At 70.2% G+C, this 21,654-nt stretch carries 20 protein-coding genes and 1 riboswitch; of the genes, 15 read left to right on the forward strand and 5 right to left on the reverse strand.

What is annotated here, in order from left to right; translation table 11 throughout:
- Positions 1–244: 244 nt before the first annotated feature.
- The 10 genes from O5O46_RS21370 (at position 245) to O5O46_RS21415 (ending at position 10,531) form a co-directional block, all read left to right on the forward strand.
- Entirely contained in the window at positions 245–853 is a 609-nt protein-coding gene (locus tag O5O46_RS21370) for a CDP-alcohol phosphatidyltransferase family protein (RefSeq protein WP_269857129.1), read from the forward strand.
- 150 nt (positions 854–1,003) lie between these two features.
- Positions 1,004–3,499: a mannose-1-phosphate guanyltransferase gene (locus tag O5O46_RS21375; protein ID WP_269857130.1), complete on the forward strand. Its 2,496-nt coding sequence runs from the start codon at positions 1,004–1,006 to the stop codon at positions 3,497–3,499.
- 156 nt (positions 3,500–3,655) lie between these two features.
- On the forward strand, positions 3,656–4,588 hold the full coding sequence (locus O5O46_RS21380) for a DUF881 domain-containing protein (protein ID WP_269857347.1): 933 nt from the start codon (positions 3,656–3,658) through the stop codon (positions 4,586–4,588).
- Positions 4,585–4,917: a small basic family protein gene (locus O5O46_RS21385; RefSeq protein WP_255932469.1), complete on the forward strand. Its 333-nt coding sequence runs from the start codon at positions 4,585–4,587 to the stop codon at positions 4,915–4,917. The genes O5O46_RS21380 and O5O46_RS21385 overlap by 4 nt, the downstream gene beginning before the upstream one ends.
- A 7-nt stretch (positions 4,918–4,924) precedes the next feature.
- Positions 4,925–5,803: a DUF881 domain-containing protein gene (locus O5O46_RS21390; protein WP_269857131.1), complete on the forward strand. Its 879-nt coding sequence runs from the start codon at positions 4,925–4,927 to the stop codon at positions 5,801–5,803.
- An 82-nt stretch (positions 5,804–5,885) separates the two neighbouring features.
- Positions 5,886–6,842: an FHA domain-containing protein gene (locus O5O46_RS21395; RefSeq protein WP_443072596.1), complete on the forward strand. Its 957-nt coding sequence runs from the start codon at positions 5,886–5,888 to the stop codon at positions 6,840–6,842.
- Between the two features lie 26 nt (positions 6,843–6,868).
- Entirely contained in the window at positions 6,869–7,606 is a 738-nt protein-coding gene (gene ftsR, locus O5O46_RS21400) for a transcriptional regulator FtsR (RefSeq protein WP_269857133.1), read from the forward strand.
- A gap of 148 nt (positions 7,607–7,754) precedes the next feature.
- The gene (locus O5O46_RS21405) at positions 7,755–8,228 is read left to right on the forward strand and encodes a bifunctional nuclease family protein (protein ID WP_255924243.1); all 474 of its coding nucleotides are present in this window, start codon (positions 7,755–7,757) and stop codon (positions 8,226–8,228) included.
- A gap of 296 nt (positions 8,229–8,524) precedes the next feature.
- Positions 8,525–9,076 carry a MerR family transcriptional regulator gene (locus O5O46_RS21410; protein ID WP_443072597.1) on the forward strand — a complete coding sequence of 184 codons (552 nt, stop codon included), beginning with the start codon at positions 8,525–8,527 and terminating at the stop codon, positions 9,074–9,076.
- A 75-nt stretch (positions 9,077–9,151) separates the two neighbouring features.
- A complete protein-coding gene (locus tag O5O46_RS21415) occupies positions 9,152–10,531 on the forward strand; it encodes a DNA polymerase IV (RefSeq protein ID WP_269857135.1) in 1,380 nt (459 codons plus the stop codon).
- Between the two features lie 4 nt (positions 10,532–10,535).
- On the opposite strand, the gene O5O46_RS21420 is transcribed toward O5O46_RS21415, so the two are convergent.
- A complete protein-coding gene (locus tag O5O46_RS21420; RefSeq protein WP_269857136.1) occupies positions 10,536–10,922 on the reverse strand; it encodes a PRC-barrel domain-containing protein in 387 nt (128 codons plus the stop codon).
- A gap of 217 nt (positions 10,923–11,139) precedes the next feature.
- Positions 11,140–11,243, forward strand: a riboswitch (glycine riboswitch).
- Between the two features lie 198 nt (positions 11,244–11,441).
- On the opposite strand from O5O46_RS21420, the gene gcvP reads away from it, so the two are divergent.
- Positions 11,442–14,330 carry an aminomethyl-transferring glycine dehydrogenase gene (gcvP, locus tag O5O46_RS21425; RefSeq protein WP_269857137.1) on the forward strand — a complete coding sequence of 963 codons (2,889 nt, stop codon included), beginning with the start codon at positions 11,442–11,444 and terminating at the stop codon, positions 14,328–14,330.
- A gap of 60 nt (positions 14,331–14,390) precedes the next feature.
- Here the strand turns inward: gcvP and O5O46_RS21430 are convergent, their stop codons facing one another.
- Positions 14,391–14,597, reverse strand: a complete 207-nt coding sequence (locus O5O46_RS21430; protein ID WP_269857138.1) for a DUF5999 family protein — start codon at positions 14,595–14,597, stop codon at positions 14,391–14,393.
- A 333-nt stretch (positions 14,598–14,930) separates the two neighbouring features.
- The gene (locus O5O46_RS21435) at positions 14,931–15,515 is read right to left on the reverse strand and encodes a hypothetical protein (RefSeq protein ID WP_269857139.1); all 585 of its coding nucleotides are present in this window, start codon (positions 15,513–15,515) and stop codon (positions 14,931–14,933) included.
- A 567-nt stretch (positions 15,516–16,082) separates the two neighbouring features.
- Between O5O46_RS21435 and O5O46_RS21440 the strand changes: the two genes are divergently transcribed.
- Together O5O46_RS21440 and O5O46_RS21445 are read left to right on the forward strand one after the other, a co-directional pair.
- Positions 16,083–17,585, forward strand: coding sequence for a glutamate--cysteine ligase (locus O5O46_RS21440; RefSeq protein WP_269857140.1), 1,503 nt, complete (start codon positions 16,083–16,085; stop codon positions 17,583–17,585).
- A 122-nt stretch (positions 17,586–17,707) separates the two neighbouring features.
- Positions 17,708–18,499 carry a CPBP family intramembrane glutamic endopeptidase gene (locus O5O46_RS21445; protein ID WP_269857141.1) on the forward strand — a complete coding sequence of 264 codons (792 nt, stop codon included), beginning with the start codon at positions 17,708–17,710 and terminating at the stop codon, positions 18,497–18,499.
- Between the two features lie 34 nt (positions 18,500–18,533).
- Here the strand turns inward: O5O46_RS21445 and O5O46_RS21450 are convergent, their stop codons facing one another.
- Positions 18,534–19,349 carry a PhzF family phenazine biosynthesis protein gene (locus O5O46_RS21450; RefSeq protein WP_269857142.1) on the reverse strand — a complete coding sequence of 272 codons (816 nt, stop codon included), beginning with the start codon at positions 19,347–19,349 and terminating at the stop codon, positions 18,534–18,536.
- Positions 19,350–19,538: 189 nt separating this feature from the next.
- Here O5O46_RS21450 and O5O46_RS21455 point away from each other — a divergent pair, with 189 nt between their 5' ends.
- Entirely contained in the window at positions 19,539–20,165 is a 627-nt protein-coding gene (locus O5O46_RS21455) for a PadR family transcriptional regulator (RefSeq protein ID WP_269857143.1), read from the forward strand.
- Positions 20,166–20,238: 73 nt separating this feature from the next.
- Here O5O46_RS21455 and O5O46_RS21460 read toward each other — a convergent pair whose 3' ends face one another.
- A complete protein-coding gene (locus O5O46_RS21460) occupies positions 20,239–20,667 on the reverse strand; it encodes a type II toxin-antitoxin system Rv0910 family toxin (protein WP_269857144.1) in 429 nt (142 codons plus the stop codon).
- A gap of 163 nt (positions 20,668–20,830) precedes the next feature.
- Between O5O46_RS21460 and O5O46_RS21465 the strand changes: the two genes are divergently transcribed.
- A complete protein-coding gene (locus tag O5O46_RS21465) occupies positions 20,831–21,517 on the forward strand; it encodes a pyridoxine/pyridoxamine 5'-phosphate oxidase (protein WP_269857145.1) in 687 nt (228 codons plus the stop codon).
- Positions 21,518–21,654: the final 137 nt, after the last annotated feature.

Genomic DNA, 21,654 nt, shown 5'->3' on the forward strand with positions numbered 1-21,654 from the left:
CATTGCAAAAAGGGGCCTCTTCCCGGACCGTTTGGTCGGGGAAGAGGCCCCTTTCGCGTTCCCGGAGCCGCGCGGAGTGCCGCCGACGTGCCCCCTATGCGCTGGGCACGCTCGTGCCCCGGTAAGGTCAAGACACATCGTCGTTACGTTCGTTCACACGGCCTGCGTCACCCGCATGGTCCAGACGGCGAGCGCCACTTACCGCTACTGACCGGTACCGGACTTACAACAGGAGGCACTGCGGGTGGAGGTCCAGGAGACACGGGTGCAGACTGACCGGGTCCTCACCATCCCCAACATCCTCAGCATGGCGCGTCTCGTCGGTGTGCCGGTTTTCCTGTGGCTGATTCTCTGGCCGACGTTCGGCGGACCGAACTGTGATGGTTGGGCCCTGCTGGTACTGGCACTGAGCGGAGTCAGCGACTACCTGGACGGCAAACTCGCCCGGCGGTGGAACCAGATCAGCAGTCTCGGCCGCATCCTCGACCCTGCGGCCGACCGGCTCTATGTTCTGTCCACCCTTGTCGGCCTCACCTGGCGGGAGATCCTGCCCTGGTGGCTGACCGGTGCCCTGGTCGCCCGCGAGCTGATGCTGGGTGTGGCGGTACTGGTGCTGCGCAGGCACGGATACGGTCCGCCGCAGGTGAACTTTCTGGGGAAAGCGGCAACTTTCAACCTCATGTACGCCTTTCCGCTACTGCTGCTGAGCGAGGGCAACGGGTGGTTGCACACGCTCGCTGCTATTTTCGGATGGGCGTTCGCCGGATGGGGTACAACGCTGTACTGGTGGGCAGGAATCCTCTACGTGGTTCAGGTCCGCCGACTCGTCAGGGCGGACGCCACGGCCGACTGAGCCCGCGCACCCGGCGCACACGAGGCCGGGTGCGCGAGCGCCGGGCCAGTGCTCGAGCGCCGGGTCAACGCTGGAAAGCGCTGGATCCACGGGGATCTGGACGGGTGAAGTCGGCGAGATTGCCGTCTCTTCGAGGAGGACGCTTCCGACATGAAGGCCGTCGTGATGGCCGGTGGCGAGGGTACCCGCCTTCGCCCGATGACCTCCAGCATGCCCAAGCCACTCCTGCCGGTGGTGAACCGGCCGATCATGGAGCATGTGCTGCGGCTGCTCAAGCGGCACGGTCTGAACGAGACCGTGGTTACGGTGCAATTCCTGGCGTCGCTGGTCAAGAACTACTTCGGTGACGGCGAGGAACTGGGCATGGACCTCACCTATGCCCATGAGGAGAAGCCGCTCGGCACCGCAGGGAGTGTCAAGAACGCGGAGGAAGCACTCAAGGACGACGCGTTCCTGGTCATCTCGGGGGACGCCCTGACCGATTTCGACCTGACCGAACTCATCAACTTTCATCGGGAAAAGGGCGCGCTTGTCACCGTGTGCCTCACCCGGGTGCCGAACCCACTGGAATTCGGCATCACGATTGTGGACGAGGAGGGCAAGGTCGAGCGCTTCCTGGAGAAGCCGACCTGGGGACAGGTCTTCTCCGACACCGTGAACACCGGCATCTACGTGATGGAGCCGGAGGTGTTCGACTACGTCGAGCCGGACGTTCCGGTCGACTGGTCGGGGGATGTCTTCCCGCAGTTGATGAAGGAAGGCAAACCCATTTACGGCTATATCGCCGAGGGCTACTGGGAGGACGTCGGCACCCACGAGAGCTACGTCAAGGCCCAGGCGGACGTCCTGGAAGGCCGGGTGGACGTCGAGATCGAAGGGTTCGAGATCTCCCCTGGAGTATGGGCCGCCGAAGGCGCCGAGGTGCATCCCGACTCCGTACTGCGCGGCCCGCTCTACATCGGCGACTACGCGAAGGTGGAAGCGGGCGCGGAAATCCGCGAGCACACGGTGATCGGGTCGAACGTCGTGGTGAAGACCGGTGCCTTCCTGCACAAGGCGGTGGTGCACGACAACGTGTACATCGGCCCGCAGACGAATTTGCGCGGCTGTGTCATCGGCAAGAACACCGATGTGATGCGTGCTGCGCGCATCGATGACGGGGCGGTGATCGGTGACGAGTGCCTGATCGGCGAGGAGTCGATCATCGCGGGCAATGTCCGGGTGTACCCCTTCAAGACCATCGAGGCGGGCGCGTTCGTCAACACGTCGGTCATCTGGGAGTCCCGCGGTCAGGCGCACCTGTTCGGGGCGCGCGGCGTCTCCGGGATCCTGAACGTGGAGATCACCCCGGAGTTGGCGGTACGGCTGGCGGGCGCCTACGCCACCACCCTCAAGAAGGGCTCCACGGTCACCACAGCCCGTGACCACTCCCGTGGCGCGCGGGCGCTGAAACGTGCCGTCATCTCCGCGTTGCAGGCCAGCGCCATCGACGTACGCGACCTGGAGAACGTGCCGATGCCGGTGGCCCGGCAGCAGACCGCGCGCGGTAGCGCGGGCGGGGTGATGATCCGTACCACCCCCGGGGTGCCGGACTCGGTCGACATCATGTTCTTCGACGAGCGGGGCGCCGACCTCTCCCAGGCCGGGCAGCGCAAGCTCGACCGGGTGTTCGCGCGCCAGGAGTACCGTCGGGCGTTCCCCGGTGAGATCGGCGATCTGACCTTCCCGTCCAGCGTCTTCGACTCGTACACCGGTGCGCTGCTGAGGGCGGTGGACACCACCGGCGTGCGCGAGGCCGGGCTGAAGGTCGTGGTGGACGCCGCGAACGGCAGCGCCGGGATCGTGCTGCCCAACCTGCTCGGCCGGCTCGGTGTCGACGCACTGACCATCAACCCGGGCCTGGACGAGGCCCGGCCGACCGAGACCGCGGACGAGCGCAGGTCGGGGCTGATCCGCCTGGGCGAGATCGTCGCCTCGGCCAGGGCCGCGTTCGGAGTGCGCTTCGACCCGGTCGGCGAGCGGATCTCCCTGGTGGACGAGCGCGGCAGGATCGTGGAGGACGACCGCGCTCTGCTGGTCATGCTGGACCTCGTCGCGGCGGAGCGGCGCAGCGGGCGGGTGGCGCTGCCGGTGACCACCACTCGGATCGCGGAGCAGGTCGCCGCCTACCACGGCACGCAGGTGGAGTGGACCACCACCTCGCCTGACGACCTGACCCGGGTCTGCCGGATGGAGTCCACGATCTTCGGCGGTGATGGGCGCGGGGGTCTGATCATCCCGGAGTTCAGCAGTGTCTTCGACGGCGCCGCCGCCTTCGTACGGCTGGTCGGCCTGGTCGCCCGCACCCAGCTCACGCTCAGCCAGATCGACGCGCGGATTCCGCGGGCGCATGTGCTCAAGCGGGACCTGGCCACGCCTTGGGCGGTCAAGGGAATGGTCATGCGGCGGGTCGTGGAGGAGGCGGGCGATCGCTTTGTCGACACGACCGACGGTGTGCGGGTGGTGGAGCCGGACGGCCGCTGGGTACTGGTGCTGCCCGACCCGGCGGAGGCGGTGACCCGGCTGTGGGCGGAGGGACCGGATGACGCCTCCGCCCAGGCGCTGCTGGACGAGTGGTCCGCCGTCGTGGAGAGCGCCGGTCACTGATTTCCGGACGTATGCGCGTCGCCGTTCCCTCGGGGCGGCGACGCGTGCCGTACGTGCGGGTCTCATCGCCGCGCGTGTGCGCCACGGGAGCTGACGCGGAGTTGAACGGCGCGTCGTACGGGGGCCGTTCGAGAAGTGTCGGTGCGACGTGCGACGATGTGCGGCATGCCGCAGCAGCCCCCCGTTCGGAGCACCTCGACGCCGCCACCGCGCCGTGACGCCTCCATGTCGCTGCTGACCAACATCATGGAGCACAGCCTGGACGACGGCTACGCGGAGGCCGCCGCCCGCCGTGGCGAGACCGGGCGCTCCCGGCTGCCGAGCACCACCCGCGCCCGGGCCGTTTTCGCCGGCGGGCTGGTGGTCGTCGCCCTGGTGATCACGCTCGGCGCCGCCCAGGCGCAGTACTCCGCGCCCACGCTGGCCAGGGAGCGCCAGGAGCTGATCGACCGGATCAGCGCCGAGACCCGTAGCACCGACCGGTTGCAGAAGGACGTGAACACCCTGCGCGGCCAGGTCGAGTCACAGCAGCGGCACGCGCTGCCCCGGCACGGCAGGGACGACGCGGACCTGATGAGTCTGCTCTCCGGTGCGACGGCGGTCAGCGGACCCGGTGTCCAACTGGTAGTGGACGACGCCAAGGAAGCCTCCGGAGGCACCGGTTCCGGGCCGCGGGAGACCAGCGGTTTCTCCGACACCGGCCGGGTGCGCGACCGTGACCTCCAGCGCGTGGTCAACGGACTGTGGCAGTCCGGTGCCGAGGCGGTCTCCATCAACGGGCAGCGGCTGACCGCGTTGTCCGCGATCCGGGCCGCGGGTGAGGCGATACTGGTCGACAACAAGCCGCTGGTGCCCCCGTACACCGTGCTCGCGATCGGTGACGGACCGCGACTGAGCACATCCTTCCAGGGCAGTGCGGACGGCCAGTACCTGCGTGTGTTGCAGCAGAACTATGGCATCCGTACCAGCATTTCGGTGAAGGACGAGGTGCGGCTGCCCGCCGCCCCGAGCGTGGCGGTGCGCATCGCCACGCCGGTCGCGGGTAGTGGCGGCTCGGGTACCGCGCAGACAGGGAAGGTCAAGAAGTGATCGCCGTATTGGGGCTCGTCGTCGGAGTCGTGGTCGGGCTGGTGCTGCGGCCCGTTGTGCCATCGGCGGTGGAGCCCTATCTGCCGATCGCCGTGGTCGCGGCGCTGGACGCGGTGTTCGGCGGGGTGCGCGCGATGCTCGACGGGATCTTCGACGACAAGGTCTTCGTGGTGTCGTTTCTGTCGAACGTCGTGGTCGCCGCGCTGATCGTCTTCCTCGGCGACAAGCTCGGCGTCGGCGCCCAGTTGTCGACCGGCGTGGTCGTGGTGCTCGGCATCCGCATCTTCTCCAACGCGGCGGCCATCCGCCGCCATGTGTTCCGGGCGTGAGGCGGCGATGAGCGACAACGAGCGGCCGGAGGAGCAGCCGGAGCGCCAGCCGCTGCCCCCGGAGTCGGCGTCCGAGGGCAAGCCGACGCCCGGTCCGGAAGCGGAACCGGAACCTGAGGTCAGGTCAGAGCCGGACCCGGAGAGGGAGACCGGGACCACCGGACGACCCACTGGTATGCAACGGCTGGTCAACGGGCTGTGGCCGCCGCGCTTCACCCGGGCCCAACTCATCTTCGCCCTGCTGCTGTTCGCGCTGGGCCTGGGGTTCGCCATCCAGGTCCGCACCGCCAGTGACAACGGTGTGCTGCGCGGCGCCCGTCAGGAGGACCTGGTGCGGATCCTGTCCGAACTGGACGCCAGGACCCAGCGGCTGGAGGACGAGAAGCGCGGTCTGGACAACCAGCGCACCGAGTTGCAGAGCAGTTCGAACCAGGCCGCCGAGGCACAGAAGCAGACCCAGCAGAAGGCGCAGCAACTCGGCGTGCTGGCGGGCACGGTGGCCGCCCAGGGCCCCGGGATCACGCTGACGATCCGCCCGTCCGGTGGTGCCGTCTCGGCGGACGAACTGCTGGACACGTTGCAGGAACTGCGGGCCGCGGGTGCGGAGGCGGTGCAGATCAACGACGTACGGGCGGTGGCGGGCACGTACTTCACGGACGTCGGGGGCGGCGTGTCGGTCGACGGGCACCAGCTGTCGCCACCGTACGTGTTCAAGGTCATCGGCAACCCGCCTGACCTGCAACCGGCGTTGAACATCCCCGGCGGCGTGGTCCAGACCTTGCAGAAGGAGCAGGCTACGGTATCCGTTGTACCGTCGCAGAAGATCGTCGTGGACGCCTTGCGATCGGTGAAACAGCCTGACTACGCTCGGTCGTCAGGCCAGTGAGGCGGGGGGACATGGAGCGTAGCTGGGGAGGGGTTGACGGCGCGAGGGGGCGGCGTACCGAAGGGGCGGTACGTGGTGGAAACTGTGGAGTGACCTGGTTCGTTGTCCGGATGACCGGAGCGGCCGGTCGGTGTTGCGAGGGTTCGTCCTGCCCCACGGGCGGGTCTGTTTCTTTCAAGGGGAATCGCCCGTGAAGTTGTTTGAGAAGTTGTTCGGCAGGCGCGCACGTCAGGCGGGTGACCCGGCTACGGCGCGTCACCGGGCACCACGGCAGGCGCAGGGTGAGGGGACGGGCCAGGAGCGTCCGCTTTTCCGGGATGAGTCGGTTGCTCCGGGTGGCGACATTTCGGGTGGCCATGGGCCGGTATCTGTTGACCCTGCCGCGTCGGGCCGCATAGGTTTCCAGGAACCATCGACCTCAGGTACGGGTGGAGGGTTTTCCTCCGACCCGTATGCGTCGAACGTTCCCGCGGGCCAGCCGCGGCAGGAGGCTCAGCCCATGGCGTCCTTGCCGGTGTGTGTGAGGTGCGGACACCAGAACGCGGAAGCGAGCCGCTTCTGCTCCAACTGCGGTGCGCCGCTGCGCGGTGGTGCCGCCGCGGAGCGCTCCTCCGAGACCACCTCCACCATCTCGATCTCCGGCCTGGAGGCCTACGAGGCCGAGGTGACCGGTCAGACGGCGCTGCCGTGGCTGACCCCGGAGGCGCAGGCCGCGGTGGAGGCGCTGCCGCTCGGTTCGGCGCTGCTGGTGGTCAAGCGCGGCCCGAACTCCGGCAGCCGGTTCCTGCTGGACAGCGAGGTCACCACGGCCGGACGGCACCCGCAGAGCGACATCTTCCTGGACGACGTGACGGTGTCTCGGCGGCACGTCGAGTTCCGCAGGGGTGCCGACGGCGGGTTCAGCGTGGCCGACGTCGGCAGCCTCAACGGGACGTACGTGAACCGTGAGCCGATCGACTCCGTTGCACTCAACAACGGAGACGAAGTGCAGATCGGCAAGTACCGGCTGGTCTTCTACACGAGCCAGCGGAGCTACTGACCCGCACACCCGCAAGGGGAAGGTTCATGCTGCGTACACCGCCGGGCGGTGCCGGAAACGGCACCGCCGCCACGGACGGGCGGCTGATGAGCATCGGAGCGGTGCTCGCGCTGCTGCGTGACGAGTTTCCCGAGGTCACCATCTCGAAGATCCGCTTCCTGGAAGCGGAGGGCCTGGTGGAGCCGCAGCGCACCCCTTCCGGGTACCGGAAGTTCGGGGTGCGCGATGTGGAACGGCTGGCTCAGGTGCTGCGGCTGCAGCGGGACCACTACCTGCCGCTGAAAGTGATCAGGGAGTACCTCGACGCGCTGGACGCGGGCGAGCAGGTCGCCCTGCCGGGCCCGGCCGAGCCGGTGGACCTGCTGGACGCGGGTACGGAGCCGCACAGCGGCGGTGGGTCCCGGATCGCCCGGGAGGAGCTGCTGGCCGCCTCCGGCGTCGGCGAGGAGGAGCTGAACGGCTGGGAGTCGTACGGCCTGATCGAGCCGGACGCGGACGGCGTGTACGACGCCGAGGCGGCAGCTATCGCCAAGCTCATCCGCGACCTCGGTGACTTCGGGTTGGAGCCGCGTCATCTGCGGGCGGTCAAGGCCGCCGCGGACCGCCAGGTCAGCCTGGTGGAGCAGGTGGTCGCGCCGTTGCGTCGGCACCGGAACCCGCAGACCAGGGCGCATGCCGAGGCGACGGCGCGGGAGCTGGCCGCCCTGTCGGTACGGCTGCACGCCGCACTCGTCCAGTCGGCGCTGCGGGTGCGGCAGATCTGAACGGGATCTGGCAGCCGCGGTTGACTCGGCGGTAACCATGTATGACCTGGTCACTGGCGAAATGTTTCGGCCAGCGGGTGGGCCGGGGGTCCCGAGGGGCGGGACGCCCGACTACCCAAAGTCTTCGGTAACGGCCTAGGGTTGCTGTGTGAATGAGCTCGACGTCGTGGGTGTCCGGGTGGAAATGCCCTCCAACCAACCGATCGTGCTGCTGCGCGAAGTGGGCGGCGACCGGTACCTGCCCATCTGGATCGGACCGGGGGAGGCGACCGCGATCGCCTTCGCCCAGCAGGGCATGACGCCCGCGCGCCCGCTGACCCACGACCTCTTCAAGGACGTTCTCGACGCGGTGGGCCAGCAGCTCACCGAGGTACGGATCACGGACCTGAGGGAGGGCGTGTTCTACGCGGAGCTGGTGTTCGCCAGCGGGGTCGAGGTGAGCGCACGGCCGTCGGACGCCATAGCGCTCGCGCTGCGCACCGGAACGCCGATCTTCGGCAGTGACGGTGTCCTGGACGACGCGGGGATCGCCATCCCCGACGAGCAGGAGGACGAGGTCGAGAAGTTCCGGGAGTTCCTCGACCAGATCTCTCCGGAGGACTTCGGCACCAGCAATCAGTGACCCGGCCGAGGCCGTTCAGCGCATTCGGCTAGCCTTTCCCGCCGAGAGGGCACGCGAAACCACTCTTGGGGTGGAAACCACTCGGCGTGCCGAGTGTGGCGATCGTTGACGCACTCCGAGTGACTCCCTACCGTCGAGTGGGAAAGTCCTGGAGGGTGCAATGCCGTGTCCCCCGCGGATCCGTGGCGGGCAGGGTCGCGTACCTGTGTGCTCCGGGATGTGAAGGGACGGAGGTCGGCGTGAGAAGCACCGGCGACGGGGCGGCCGCGGGCGGTGCGTTTCCGGTCCACGGGGCCGTGTCCCGTACCCCGCACCGCATGGCGGACGAGGGTGTCACGGGGGCGGAGCGCGAGGCCGAGAGCGTCGGCTACCGAGGCCCGACGGCCTGCGCGGCGGCCGGGATCACCTACCGGCAGTTGGACTACTGGGCCCGCACCGGCCTGGTCGAGCCCAGTATCCGGCCCGCGTACGGGTCCGGAACCCAGCGACTTTACAGCTTCCGCGACGTCGTCGTCCTCAAAATCGTCAAGCGGCTGTTGGACACCGGCGTCGCTCTGCAGAACATCCGTACCGCGGTGCGCTATCTGAGCACCTGGGCCGAGGCGGACGCGGTGCGCACCACGCTGATGTGCGACGGGGCCACGGTCTACGAGTGCACCTCGCCGGACGAGGTGGTGAGCCTGCTTCAGGGCGGCCAGGGCGTCTTCGGTATCGCGGTGGGCGTGGTCTGGCGGGACGTGGAGAGCAGCCTCGCCCAGCTGCACGGCGAGCGGGTGGACACCGGAGAGACGCTGGTCGGGCACAACCCCGGGGACGAACTGGCCCGCCGCCGCAACCGCGCGGGCTGACCGCCGAAGCGGCCATTCCCGCCTGCCGTACACATGTACGGCGGTTGTCGGTGTCATGCGGCAGCATCAGTGGCTGTGAGGAACACACCGACGATCCTGCATCTCGACATGGATGCCTTCTTCGCCGCGGTGGAGCAGGCAGCCAAGCCGAGCCTGCGTGGAAAGCCGGTGGTGGTCGGCGGCCTTGGGCCGCGCGGTGTGGTCTCCACGGCCTCGTACGAGGCGCGGGTCTACGGTGTGCACTCCGCGATGGCCATGGCGCAGGCCAGGCGGCTGTGCCCGAACGCGGCCTATCTGACACCCAGATTCGGGCTGTACCGCCAGGTGAGTGACACGGTCATGGCCCTGCTGCACGAGCTGTCGCCGCTGGTGGAGCCGCTGAGCCTGGACGAGGCGTTCGTCGACCTGGCCGCCGGTGAGTGCGGCGAGCGGCTGCGCGCGCTGCCGGAGTCCGAGCTGCCGACCAGGGTGCGCCAGGTCGCCGAGCGGCTGCGGGCGGACATCACGGCGGCCACCCGGCTGACCGCCTCGGTCGGGCTGGCCAGCTCCAAGCTGCTGGCCAAGATCGGTTCCGACGCCGCCAAGCCCAACGGCCTGGTGGTCATCGAACCGGGCACGGAGCAGGACTTCCTCGGCCCGAAGACGGTTCGCACCCTGTGGGGCGTCGGCCCGGCCACCGCCGAGCACCTGCGGAGGGCGGGGATCACCACGGTCGCCGATGTCGCCGAGGCGGGCGAGGCCGAGTTGGTCCGGCTGCTCGGCAAGGCGCACGGCGCCTCGCTGTACGCCATGGCCACCGGGCAGGACGACCGGCCGGTGGTGGCCGACCGGGACGTGAAGTCGATCTCGGTGGAGGACACCTTCGACGTGGACCTCACCGACCGGGCCCGGGTGCGGGCCGAGGTGGGCAGGCTGGCGGACCGCTGTGTCCAACGGCTGCGCTCCGCGGGCCGATCCGGCCGTACCGTCGTCCTCAAGGTGCGCCGCTACGACTTCACCACGCTCACCCGCTCCGAGACCCTGCGCGCGCCCACCGACGATCCGCTGGTGGTCAGGGAGACCGCCGGACGGCTGATCGAGGCGGTGGACACCACCGGAGGGGTCCGGCTGCTCGGCGTCGGAGTTGCGGGCCTCGCGGACTTCACCCAGGAGGACCTCTTCGCCCAGGTCCAGGAGGACGGCCGGGCCGAGCCGGAGTCCGCCGACACCGCCCCGGCACGTCCGGAGCCGGTCCCCGGGCCGGTCGCGCGCCACTGGAGACCGGGCCAGGACGTGACACACGCCGAGCACGGCCCCGGGTGGGTGCAGGGCAGCGGGGTGGGCCGGGTCACCGTCCGCTTCGAGGTGCCGGGCGGTGAGCCGGGCCGGGTGCGCACCTTCGCGGTGGACGATCCGCTGCTGGCGCCCGCCGAGCCGCTGCCGCTGGTGCCCGCGCCCGCGGCGGATCCGCCGTAAGCGGTCAGTCCTGGGCGTCCTCGCCCGCGATGCGGCCGAAGTCGGTGTCGGCGGGCGGCTTCGCCTCGGGCCCCGGAGGCGGCACCTCCAGGCCGTAGTGGTGGTAGAGCTGGAGTTCCTGCTCGGGGGAGAGATGGCGTCCGACGCCGAAGTCCGGGGCGTCCTTGACCAGGGCCTTGTCGAACGGCACCAGCAGCGAATCGCCCTCCAGTTCGCTGGGCTCCAACGGCACGAACGCGTCGCGCCCGAACAGCCCGGTGCGCACCGCGGCCCACTCCGGCTCGCCCGTCGCGTCGTCGAGATACACCTCGTCCACCGTGCCGATCTTCACGCCGTTTCGGTCGAACGCCTTGCGGCCGATCAGGCTCCGCGGATCGATATCGGTCTGCACGATCCCTCCATGTGGTCGAAGGGGCCCCTCCCACGCCCGCGAGGCGATGGGCGGGGATACCACCCACGCCCTCAAGGCGGTGGGGGAAGTCCACCACCTTCACGAAAAGCCACATTCCGGGGCGTGTCGAATCGAGAGGGCGGTCAAGTCCGATCGAAGGACCATTCGAGGACCATCGGTTTGCGACGACTGCGCTGGTAGGGTTGCAAGTGGCCGCTGACCCTGTGCGGGAGAGTCCTGACGACACCGGAAACCGTCGCCAGGCGCCGAAGGAGCAAACCCTCCCCGGAATCTCTCAGGCATCCGTACCGCGCGGACGAGGTCACTCTGGAAAGCAGGGCGGGCTGACTCGGTGCCTGATCGGGCCGGGGCGGTTTCCGTCCTCACCGACGGTGAAAGCCGCGCCGCCTCGGCGGTCGCGGTGAAGCTCTCAGGTCGATGACAGAGGGGGAGGCCGACAGGGCACCGCGCCGAGGTGCCCCTCGCTAGGTCGCACACCGACCAGGAGGCCTCCCAGAGATGACCGCCCACCGCATCCCCCTCGCCGAGCTGGAGCGCGACACGCCGTTCGAGCGGCGTCACGTCGGCCCGGACGCCGGCGCCCAGGCCAAGATGCTCGCCCAGGTCGGCTACGGCTCGCTGGACGAGCTGACCGCGGCAGCCGTGCCCGACACCATCAAGAGCCTTGAGGCGCTGCGCCTGCCGGACGCCCGTACCGAGGTCGAGGTACTGGCCGAGCTGCGCTCCCTCGCCAACCGCAACCAGGTGCTGGCCCCGATGATCGGCCTGGGCTACTACGGCACCTTCACCCCGCCGGTGATCCTGCGCAACGTGCTGGAGAACCCGGCCTGGTACACCGCGTACACCCCGTACCAGCCGGAGATCTCGCAGGGCCGCCTGGAGGCGCTGCTCAACTTCCAGACCCTCGTCGCCGATCTGACCGGACTGCCCACCTCCGGTGCCTCGCTGCTGGACGAGGGCACCGCCGCCGCCGAGGCGATGGCGCTGGCCCGGCGGGTCGGCAAGGTCAAGGACGGTGTCTTCCTGGTCGACGCCGACTGCTTCCCGCAGACCACCGCGGTGATCCAGACCCGCGCGGAGCCGACCGGGGTCGAGGTCGTCGTCGCCGACCTGTCCGCCGGCATCCCCGACGGGATCGCCGAGCGCGGGGTGTTCGGCGTGCTGCTCCAGTACCCGGGCGCCTCCGGCGCGGTACGCGATCTGCGGCCGGTCATCGAGCGGGCGCACGAGCTCGGCGCGATCGTCACCGTCGCCGCCGATCTGCTGGCGCTCACCCTGCTCACCTCGCCAGGTGAGCTGGGCGCCGACATCGCGGTGGGCACCAGCCAGCGGTTCGGGGTGCCCATGGGCTTCGGCGGACCGCACGCCGGATACATGGCGGTGCGCGAGCAGTACGCCCGCAGCCTGCCCGGCCGCCTGGTCGGCGTCTCGGTGGACGCGGACGGCAACAAGGCGTACCGGCTGGCGCTGCAGACCCGTGAGCAGCACATCCGCCGGGAGAAGGCGACCAGCAACATCTGCACCGCACAGGTGCTGCTCGCCGTGATGGCCGGGATGTACGCGGTCTACCACGGCCCCGAGGGCCTGGCGGCGATCGGCCGCCGGGTGCACCGCCAGGCCGCGGTGCTCGCCGAGGGGCTGCGCGCGGGCGGCGTCGAGGTGCTGCACGGCAGGTTCTTCGACACCGTCACCGCCCGGGTTCCCGGCCGCGCCGCCGATGTGGTGGCCGCCGCCCGCCGGGCCGGGATCAACCTGCGGCAGGTGGACGCCGACCTGGTCGGCGTCGCCTGCGACGAGACCACCGACCGGGCCCAACTGGCCGCCGTCTGGGACGCGTTCGGCGTGGCGGGGAACGACATCGACGCGCTGGACGGGGCCACCCCGGACGCGCTGCCGAACGGCCTGCTGCGCGAGGTCGACTACCTGACCCACCCGGTCTTCCACCAGCACCGCTCCGAGACGGCGATGCTGCGCTACCTGCGCCGCCTCGCCGACCGCGACTACGCGCTGGACCGCGGCATGATCCCGCTGGGCTCCTGCACGATGAAGCTCAACGCGACCACCGAGATGGAGCCGGTCACCTGGCCGGAGTTCGGCGCGCTGCACCCGTTCGCCCCCATCGAGCAGGCGGAAGGCTATGTCACGCTCATCCGCGAGTTGGAGGAGCGGCTGGCCGAGATCACCGGCTACGACAGGGTGAGCATCCAGCCCAACGCCGGTTCGCAGGGCGAACTTGCCGGTCTGCTCGCGGTGCGCGCGTATCACCGCGCCAACGGCGACACCCAGCGCACGGTCTGTCTGATCCCGTCCTCCGCCCATGGCACCAACGCGGCCAGTGCCGTGATGGCCGGGATGAGGGTCGTGGTGGTCAAGACCAGCACGGACGGCGATGTGGACCTGGACGATCTGCATGCCAAGATCGATCAGTACCGCTCGGAACTGGCCGTTCTGATGGTCACCTACCCCTCCACACATGGGGTGTTCGAGGACAACATCGCCGATGTCTGCGCCACCGTGCACGAGGCGGGCGGCCAGGTCTACGTCGACGGCGCCAACCTGAACGCGCTCGTCGGGCTCGCCCAGCCGGGCAAGTTCGGTGCCGACGTCTCGCACCTGAACCTGCACAAGACCTTCTGCATCCCGCACGGCGGTGGCGGCCCCGGCGTCGGCCCGGTGGCGGTGCGCGCGCACCTGGCCCCCTACCTGCCGAACCACCCGCTCCAGCCAACCGCCGGTCCGGCCACCGGAGTCGGTCCGATCTCGGCGGCGCCATGGGGTTCGGCGGGCATCCTGCCGATCTCGTGGGCGTACGTACGACTGATGGGCGGTGCGGGGCTGCGCCGGGCCACCCAGGTCGCGGTGCTCAGCGCCAACTACGTGGCCAAACGGCTGGCCCCGTACTTCCCGGTGCTGTACACCGGGCCCGGCGGGCTGGTCGCCCACGAGTGCATCATCGACCTGCGGCCGATCACCAAGGCGACCGGGGTGACCGTGGACGACATCGCCAAGCGGCTGATCGACTACGGGTTCCACGCGCCGACCATGTCGTTCCCGGTGGCGGGAACGCTGATGATCGAGCCGACCGAGAGCGAGGACCTGGCGGAACTCGACCGGTTCTGCGCGGCGATGATCGCAATTCGCGGTGAGGTCGACCGAGTTGGCTCCGGGCAGTGGCCCGCGGACGACAACCCGCTGCGCAACGCGCCGCACACCGCGGCCACGCTCACCCGCGCCTGGAACCACCCGTACAGCCGCGAGGAGGCCGTCTTCCCGGCCGGGGTCTCGGCGGCCGACAAGTACTGGCCGCCGGTACGGCGGATCGACGGCGCGTACGGCGACCGCAACCTGGTCTGCTCGTGCCCGCCGCTGGACGAGTACGACGCCTGATCGAAGACCGTGGGATCAGGGCGGCGGCGATCCGCCGCCCTGGTTCGCGGCGCGGTGTGATCAGGCCGCGGTGGCGATGTTCCCGGCGTCCAGTGGCCGGTGCGGAGCGATGATCTGTCCGTCCGGCAGCAGCTCACCGGTGTCCTCGAAGAGCAGGACGCCGTTGCACAGCAGGCTCCAACCCTGTTCCGGGTGATGGGCCACAGGGTGTGCGGCCTCGCGGTCGGCGGAGTCTGCGGACGGGCACTGAGGCTGGTGCTGGCACATTGACGTGGTCTTTCGCTGCGATTGGTTTGCTGTGCGGCTGGATCGGTGGTCTACCGTGCTCATGGCCGCCCCCCGTTTCGATTCGGTCGGGTCCAGTCTTGCCCTACGGGCCTGGTTCCGCAGGGATTTCGGCTCAGCTCTCCTCAACAGTTGGGGACGCGTCACCCGCCCGGGCGGTTGCCGCTGGATCCACCGCCGCCGGGACGGCCCGCGTCAGTGGATACGTTACGGCGCACGTTCCGGTTCAGCGCGCCACCGGAACGCGCCACCCGCAGCGACAGTGCGCCCCCGGCGCTCTGGCCGGGGGCGCACGGGTTCGCGCCGCGCGTTCCGCTACACCCCGCTGCCGAGCAGCGGCACCGGACTGAGCCGGTGGGTGAGCACCGGCACCAGGTCCGCCACACGGTACGGCCGGTGCGCCGCGATGCCCGGCGGTGCCGGAGCCAGCGGAATCAGCACGTCCGCCGGGGCGGGCTGGGCGTCGTCACCGTCCGCGAGGTCGCCGTGCAGCCACAGGCAGAGCATGTACAGGCCGGGGATGGACAGCAGCCGCGGCTGGTACGCGGACGGCAGCAACTCCGCCTGCCGTAGCGCGTGCTCGGTGGAGGCGAGGTAGGGCCCCTCGCAGAAGTGCGCGAACGCCCAGCCGTCCGGGGTGATCATGGTCTCGGCCGCAGCCACCACCCGGTCGCCGCCGCGGACGAGGAACCGCCACCCGGTCAGCCTGGCCCGTGGCATCCCGTCGCTCGCCGCTACCGGGTTCAGCAGATGGACCGCAAGCGGGTGCTCGGGCACCAGCGGACCGGCGGAGGCGCGCAGGGCGGGCGTGCTGGCGGCGCGGACAGCCACCGGGGAAGCAAGGGCCGCGAGAACGCTGCGCAGAGCGGGCGCGGGGGCCGGGGGGACATGCAGCGGCATTGTGGGTCGCCTCTCGCTGGAGACAGGGTGGTGCAGGACGCGGTGCGTACGGCTCTGTGTACGTTGTGAAGCTGCTGTACTACAGGGTGTTACGAGACGCTGTCGGCCGGGCACCCCGCCCGTTGGGCGCGCGGGATGTCCGGTTCCGGCGGTGGCATGCAGAGTTCTTCCCGGGGCCTGGGTGTGCGCGGGGGCGCACCCGGCGGGTCGTGGAGTCTCTGCCTGTGCGCGAAGTTTATACGAAACGTGTTCGCCCGGCGATTCGGCTACCGGGTTGCGGTAGTAGTGGCAAGGCTGTATCAAGCCGTTCGATCGCGCTATTCAGAACCATTCTCGAGCAGCATAGCGGCGATACGCTGGCACAACAACGGCTGCGCGGATGGCCGGTTCCCGCGCATGATTTTTCGGGTCGGTCGTGCCAGTTGGGCTGGACGGATTCGTATGCCAACGGAATGTGCCGGAACGGCCGAACCGAGCGCCCCGCGTCCACCGGGCGCACGCTGGGCGTTATGGATCCGCTGTGCGGGGCATCATCGGTGCACGGCCCATACGAGGAGGGACCCTGCGATGGGAGAAAAGGTCGTGGCCAGCGGGTTCGACCTGTCCGATCGACAGCGGTACCGGCGCAAGCTGCAGCAGTGTCTGGCGGGTCTGGAGCGACTCCTGGAGGAGAGGCGTTTCGACCGGCCCCGCAACCTGATGGGGCTGGAGATCGAATTGAATCTCGCGGATTCCGACGGACTGCCCCGCATGATGAACGAAGAGGTCCTGGAACGCATCGCCAGCCGGGATTTCCAGACGGAACTCGCGCAGTTCAACATCGAAGTGAACATCGCCCCGCACCGGCTCTCGGGGCGGGTCCTCGATCAACTTGCGGAAGAACTGCGGATAGGCCTTGGATATGCCGACCGCAAAGCCGCGGAAGTCGGCGCGAGTATCGTCATGATCGGAATTCTGCCGACCCTCAGCGCACAGGACCTGGTACAGGCGAACCTCTCCCGGGTCGACCGCTACCGGCTGCTCAACGACCGCATCCTGGCGGCCCGGGGCGAGGACCTCACCCTGGACATCGAGGGCGTCGAGCACCTCACGTCCACCTCCGGCTCCATCGCCCCGGAGGCGGCGGCCACCTCGATGCAGATGCACCTCCAGGTGACGCCCGGCCGCTTCGCCGCCGTGTGGAACGCGGCGCAGGCGGCGGTCGGCCCGCAGATCGCCCTGGGCGCCAACTCGCCCTTCCTGTTCGGCCGCGAGCTGTGGCGGGAGACCCGCCCGGTGCTGTTCCAGCAGGCCACCGACACGCGCCCGCAGGAGCTGATCGCGCAGGGCGTGCGCCCGCTGACGTGGTTCGGCGAAAGGTGGATCACCAGCGCCTACGACCTGTTCGCGGAGAACGTGCGCTACTTCCCCTCCCTGCTGCCCATCTGCGATGACGAGGACCCGCTACGGGTGCTGGACGAGGGCGGCATACCGCGGCTGAAGGAACTGCAACTGCACAACGGCACCATCTACCGCTGGAACCGGCCGGTCTACGCGGTCGTCGACGGCGTACCGCATCTGCGGGTGGAGAACCGGGTGATGCCCGCCGGTCCCACCGTGACAGACGTGGTGGCCAACGCCGCGTTCTACTACGGCCTGATCCGCGCTCTCGCGGAGTCCTCGCGTCCGGTGTGGACCAGGCTGCCGTTCTCGGCCGCCGCCGAGAACTTCGAGACCGCCTGCCGCCAGGGCATCGAGGCGGAGCTGACCTGGCCGCGCCCCGGGCGCGGCGGTCTGACCCGCGTCCCCGCCGTACGGCTGGTACAGGACGAACTGCTTCCGCTCGCCTCGGCGGGGCTCGACGCGTGGGGCGTGGCGCCCGCCGACCGGGACCGCTACCTGGGGGTGATCGAGGAGCGCTGCCGCTGCCGGGTCAACGGCGCCTCCTGGCAGGCCGCCGCCTACCACCGCGCACTGGAACGCGGCCTGGACCGGCACAAGGCGCTGGCCGCGATGACCCGCCGCTACAGCGAGCTGATGCGCTCCGGCGACCCGGTGCACAGCTGGCCAGCGGGGCTGCCGCTGAGCTGAGCGCCTATCGTGTGCGAACGGCGGAGTGCCGGCGGATCGCACAGACGGAGGCATGTGTGCACGGAGAGTTTTCCGAGGGCACCGGCGGCACCTCGACGGGGTCCGCCCGCGTTGGGAGTGCTGTGACACCCTCCACCCCGCGCGGAACCCACGGATCCGCCCTCGCCCCGCGCACCCTGCGCAGTGAGACCCTGCTGGTGCTGGCCCTCTCGCTGGGCGCCAGCGCGGTCAGCGCGCTCATCAGCTTCATCGGATCGATCACCAAGCCCGGCGCGCTGCGGAACCAGGCGGCCACCCTGGTCGGCACCCAGGCGCCCGGACGGCCCTGGCTGGACCTGGCGTGGCAGCTGTTCTCGGTGGGGACCGCGCTTGTCCCGGTCGCGCTGGTCGCGCATCTGCTGGCCAGGGAGGGCGTCGGGATGCGGTCGATCGGCTTCGACCTGCGCCGGCCGCGCTTCGACCTGGCGTGGGGCGCGCTCGTCGCGGCGGGCATCGGCGGTACCGGTCTCGCGCTCTACCTGGGCGCGCGGGCGGCCGGCGTCAACCTCACCGTGGTGCCGGAGTCGCTGCCCGATGTGTGGTGGCGGATTCCGGTACTCATCGCGGCGGCGGTGCAGAACGCGGTGGTCGAGGAGGTCATCGTCGTCGGCTATCTGCTGCGCAGGCTGGACCAGTTGGGCTGGCGGTCGGGCGCGGCGCTGGCGGTGAGCGCGGTGCTGCGCGGTTCGTACCACCTCTACCAGGGCATTGGCGGGTTCGTCGGCAACATGGTGATGGGCGTCATCTTCGTGCTGCTGTACCGCCGTTGGGGCCGGGTGGGGCCGCTGGTCGCGGCGCACGCGCTGATCGACACCGTGGCCTTCGTCGGCTACGTGCTGCTGGCGGGCAAGGTGGGCTGGCTGCCGACGAAGTGAGCGTGCCGGGGGCGCGAGGCCCCCGGCACGCGCGTCAGGCCAGCACGTCACCCTCGATGACGGTGACCGCGTGGCCGGTCAGCAGGGTGCGGTCGCCGTGCAGCGCGGTGCGCACCAGGCCGGTACGGGCGGAGGCCTGGAGTCCGGTCAGTTCGGTACGGCCGAGGCGTGCGGACCAGAACGGGGCGAGCGCGGTGTGGGCGCTGCCGGTGACCGGGTCCTCGGGGATGCCCACGGCCGGGCCGAAGAACCGGGAGACGAAGTCGTAGCCGCCGGTCCGGTCCCGCGCGGCGGCGGTGACGATCACACCGCGGTGCGGGAGTCGGCCGATCGCCGCCAGGTCGGGGGACAGCTCGCGCACCGCCGACTCGTCGGGCAGCTCGACCAGCAGATCACCGACGTTCCGCCCGGTGTCGTAGGCCCCGAGCACCGGCGCGCCCAGCGCCTGCGGCAGTGCGCTGGGCGGCTCCACCGGAGCGAGCGGGGCGGTGGGGAAGTCCAGTGTGACCGCGCCGCCGTCGGCGGACGCGGCGCGTAGCACGCCGCTGCGGGTGGTGAAGCGGATCATGCCGGTCGCGGCGCCGGTGCTCAGCAGGGTGTGCGCGGTCGCGAGGGTGGCGTGGCCGCACATGTCGACCTCGGTCACCGGGGTGAACCAGCGCAGCGCCCAGTCCGCCGGTGCGCCGGGCGGCAGCGGATAGGCGAAGGCGGTCTCCGACAGGTTGACCTCGGCGGCCACCTGACGCATGCGGTCCTCGTCCGGGAACCCGTCTGCGTCGAGCAGTACGACACCGGCCGGGTTGCCGGCGAACGGGCGGGCGGTGAAGGCGTCAACGATGCGGATCTTCATGATCGCGACGGTATCCGGCCCGGGCGGCCGCCGGACACGGCCAATTCACGGAAGCCGGCACAAGAGCCTTGCCGAGCGACAGTCACCGATATATCGTTGAACCATCGCGACAGATCAATGAAGGATCTGCGAGCCTCGTGCGCGATCCGCGCACGTCGGCACACCCATCGACATGGAAGGAGCGCGACCATGCGTTCCCACGGATACGGACACGGACACGGACGAGAGTGCCGCGGACCGGGCGGCGAGCGCCTCGCCCAGGGCGCGGAGGGCTTCGAGCAGCGGCGGGCGGCCTTCGGCCCGTTCGGGCCGCCGTTCGGCGGCGGCCCATGGGGGCATGGCCGAGGGCGCGGCGGCCCGCGCGGTCGGGCGCGGCGCGGTGATGTGCGGGCGTCGATCCTGGCGCTGCTCAGGGACCGGCCGATGCACGGCTACGAGATGATCCAGGAGATCGGCGAGCGCAGCGGCGGCGCGTGGAAGCCGAGCCCCGGCTCGGTCTACCCCACGCTGCAACTCCTGGAGGACGAGGGCCTGATCGAGAGCGCGACCGAGGGCGGCAAGAAGCTGTTCACGCTCACCGACGCGGGCCGCGCCGAGGCCGAGGGCGGACCTGACGCGCCCTGGGAGGGGGCCGGACGGGGCGTCGACTGGGAGGCGATGAACGAGATCAGGCAGGCGGGCTTCGGCCTGGTCGAGGCATTCCGCCAGGTCTGGGCGACCGGTACCCCCGCCCAGCGGGAGAAGGCGATGGCGGTCGTCAACGACGCCCGCAAGAAGCTCTACCTGATCCTGGCCGACGAGCCCGCCGACCAGTAGTCGAGGTTCCGCCGGGGTCCGGCACCACCGGTCACCGCCGCGCGGGACAGCGGAACCGGCGGTCCTGGAGGGGCTACTCCACCAGGACCGCCAGTTCGCGCAGGCTCTCGTTCAGAGCGCCGGTCGCCGAGTCCTTGAGCCTGCCCGCCATCAACGACACCGCGGCGCCGGTGAAGCTGCCGTCGACGCGGACCGTCGTCTCGTCGGCGTCAGGGACGAGCTCGTACCGCATGGCGAGGCTGACGCCCATCGGCCCGGTGCCCGTGGTGCACAGCACTCGTTCGGGTATCAACTCGGCCACCGTCCAGGTGACTTCGGCGGGAAAGCCCATCAGCTTCATGTTCTCCACGTACACCGCGCCGACCGCCAGTGGATCCGGGCCGCCCTTGGGGAAGCCGCTGTGCGTGGCGTTCCACCGCCCGTACGCGGCGAAGTCGGTCAGCTGCCGCCAAACGCGTGCTGCCGGAGCCGCGATGCGGGCCTCCGCGGTGACCTCGGCCATGGTGACCACCCTGCGTCCCTCGGGTGCCGCGTGGCATCGCGGCAGCGGTGCCGCGGAACGTAGCCGCTCGGGTGCGAATACTCAATACTGATTGTCCGTCAGAAACGCGTGGTCCGCGGTGTGACAGGATCAAGGTGGCGAACCGGAGTCAGGAGGGCCGAGGGTGGAGTACGAAGCGCTGCGCGAACGGTTGCGCCGCACACCGGCGTTGGCCGCACCGCTCCCCGCGTTCGACCCCCGGCAGGCGCCGCCGGAGCCCGGCCCGCTGTTCGCCGACTGGCTCACCGACGCCCTCGACGACGCCGTACCGGAACCGCATGTGATGACGCTCAGTACGGCCGACGCGGCCGGGCGCCCCTCGTCCCGCGTGCTGATGCTGCGCGGGTTCGAACTCGACGCGGGCGCACTGGACTTCGTCTTCGCCAGCGAGGCCGCCAGCCGCAAGGGCCGGGAGCTGACCGCCAACCCCCACGCGGCGCTGAACTGGTACTGGCCGCGGCACGGCCGCCAGATCCGGGCCACCGGACCGGTCACGGCACTGGACCGGCAGGCCGCGCGCGAGGACTTCCTCGGCCGCAGCGAACCCTCCCGGGCCGCCGGGTTCACCGGCCTGATGAGCGCCGAACTCCCGGACACCGACGCGTATTCGGCTTACCAGCGGGCCCGCGCCCACGCCCGCGAGATCGTCAGCGCGGACCCGCGGGCCGTACCGGACGGTCACACGGTCTATGTGCTGCGCGCCGACGAGGCCGAGTTCTTCCACGGCGACAGCGGCCCCGACCGGTTCCACCGCAGGCTGCGGTACGTGCGCGAGGGCGAGCGGTGGACGCGGCGCATGCTGTGGCCGTGATCGCCGTCGCGGCCCGGCTCGCCGCACCCGTGCCCTGACGGCGGCGCCGGTGAATCTCCTCCCTGAGGAGGAGGCGGCGGTCATTCGTGCCCTTCTTGGGGTGGATGGGCAAATGCCTCCCGGCGTGGATGCTTCGG

The organism is Streptomyces sp. RPT161 (assembly GCF_027533845.1).
Lineage (GTDB): Bacteria > Actinomycetota > Actinomycetes > Streptomycetales > Streptomycetaceae > Streptantibioticus_A > Streptantibioticus_A silvisoli_A.

Excerpts from the sequence above, each read along its gene's own strand:
- O5O46_RS21435 (WP_269857139.1), bottom strand. The coding sequence starts at position 15,515 with ATGCCGCTGCATGTCCCCCCGGCCCCCGCGCCCGCTCTGCGCAGCGTT.
- O5O46_RS21375 (WP_269857130.1), top strand. The coding sequence starts at position 1,004 with ATGAAGGCCGTCGTGATGGCCGGTGGCGAGGGTACCCGCCTTCGCCCG.
- O5O46_RS21430 (WP_269857138.1), bottom strand. The coding sequence starts at position 14,597 with ATGTGCCAGCACCAGCCTCAGTGCCCGTCCGCAGACTCCGCCGACCGC.
- O5O46_RS21440 (WP_269857140.1), top strand. The coding sequence starts at position 16,083 with ATGGGAGAAAAGGTCGTGGCCAGCGGGTTCGACCTGTCCGATCGACAG.
- O5O46_RS21380 (WP_269857347.1), top strand. The coding sequence starts at position 3,656 with ATGTGCGGCATGCCGCAGCAGCCCCCCGTTCGGAGCACCTCGACGCCG.
- ftsR (WP_269857133.1), top strand. The coding sequence starts at position 6,869 with ATGCTGCGTACACCGCCGGGCGGTGCCGGAAACGGCACCGCCGCCACG.
- O5O46_RS21390 (WP_269857131.1), top strand. The coding sequence starts at position 4,925 with ATGAGCGACAACGAGCGGCCGGAGGAGCAGCCGGAGCGCCAGCCGCTG.
- gcvP (WP_269857137.1), top strand. The coding sequence starts at position 11,442 with ATGACCGCCCACCGCATCCCCCTCGCCGAGCTGGAGCGCGACACGCCG.
- O5O46_RS21450 (WP_269857142.1), bottom strand. The coding sequence starts at position 19,349 with ATGAAGATCCGCATCGTTGACGCCTTCACCGCCCGCCCGTTCGCCGGC.
- O5O46_RS21455 (WP_269857143.1), top strand. The coding sequence starts at position 19,539 with ATGCGTTCCCACGGATACGGACACGGACACGGACGAGAGTGCCGCGGA.
- O5O46_RS21460 (WP_269857144.1), bottom strand. The coding sequence starts at position 20,667 with ATGGCCGAGGTCACCGCGGAGGCCCGCATCGCGGCTCCGGCAGCACGC.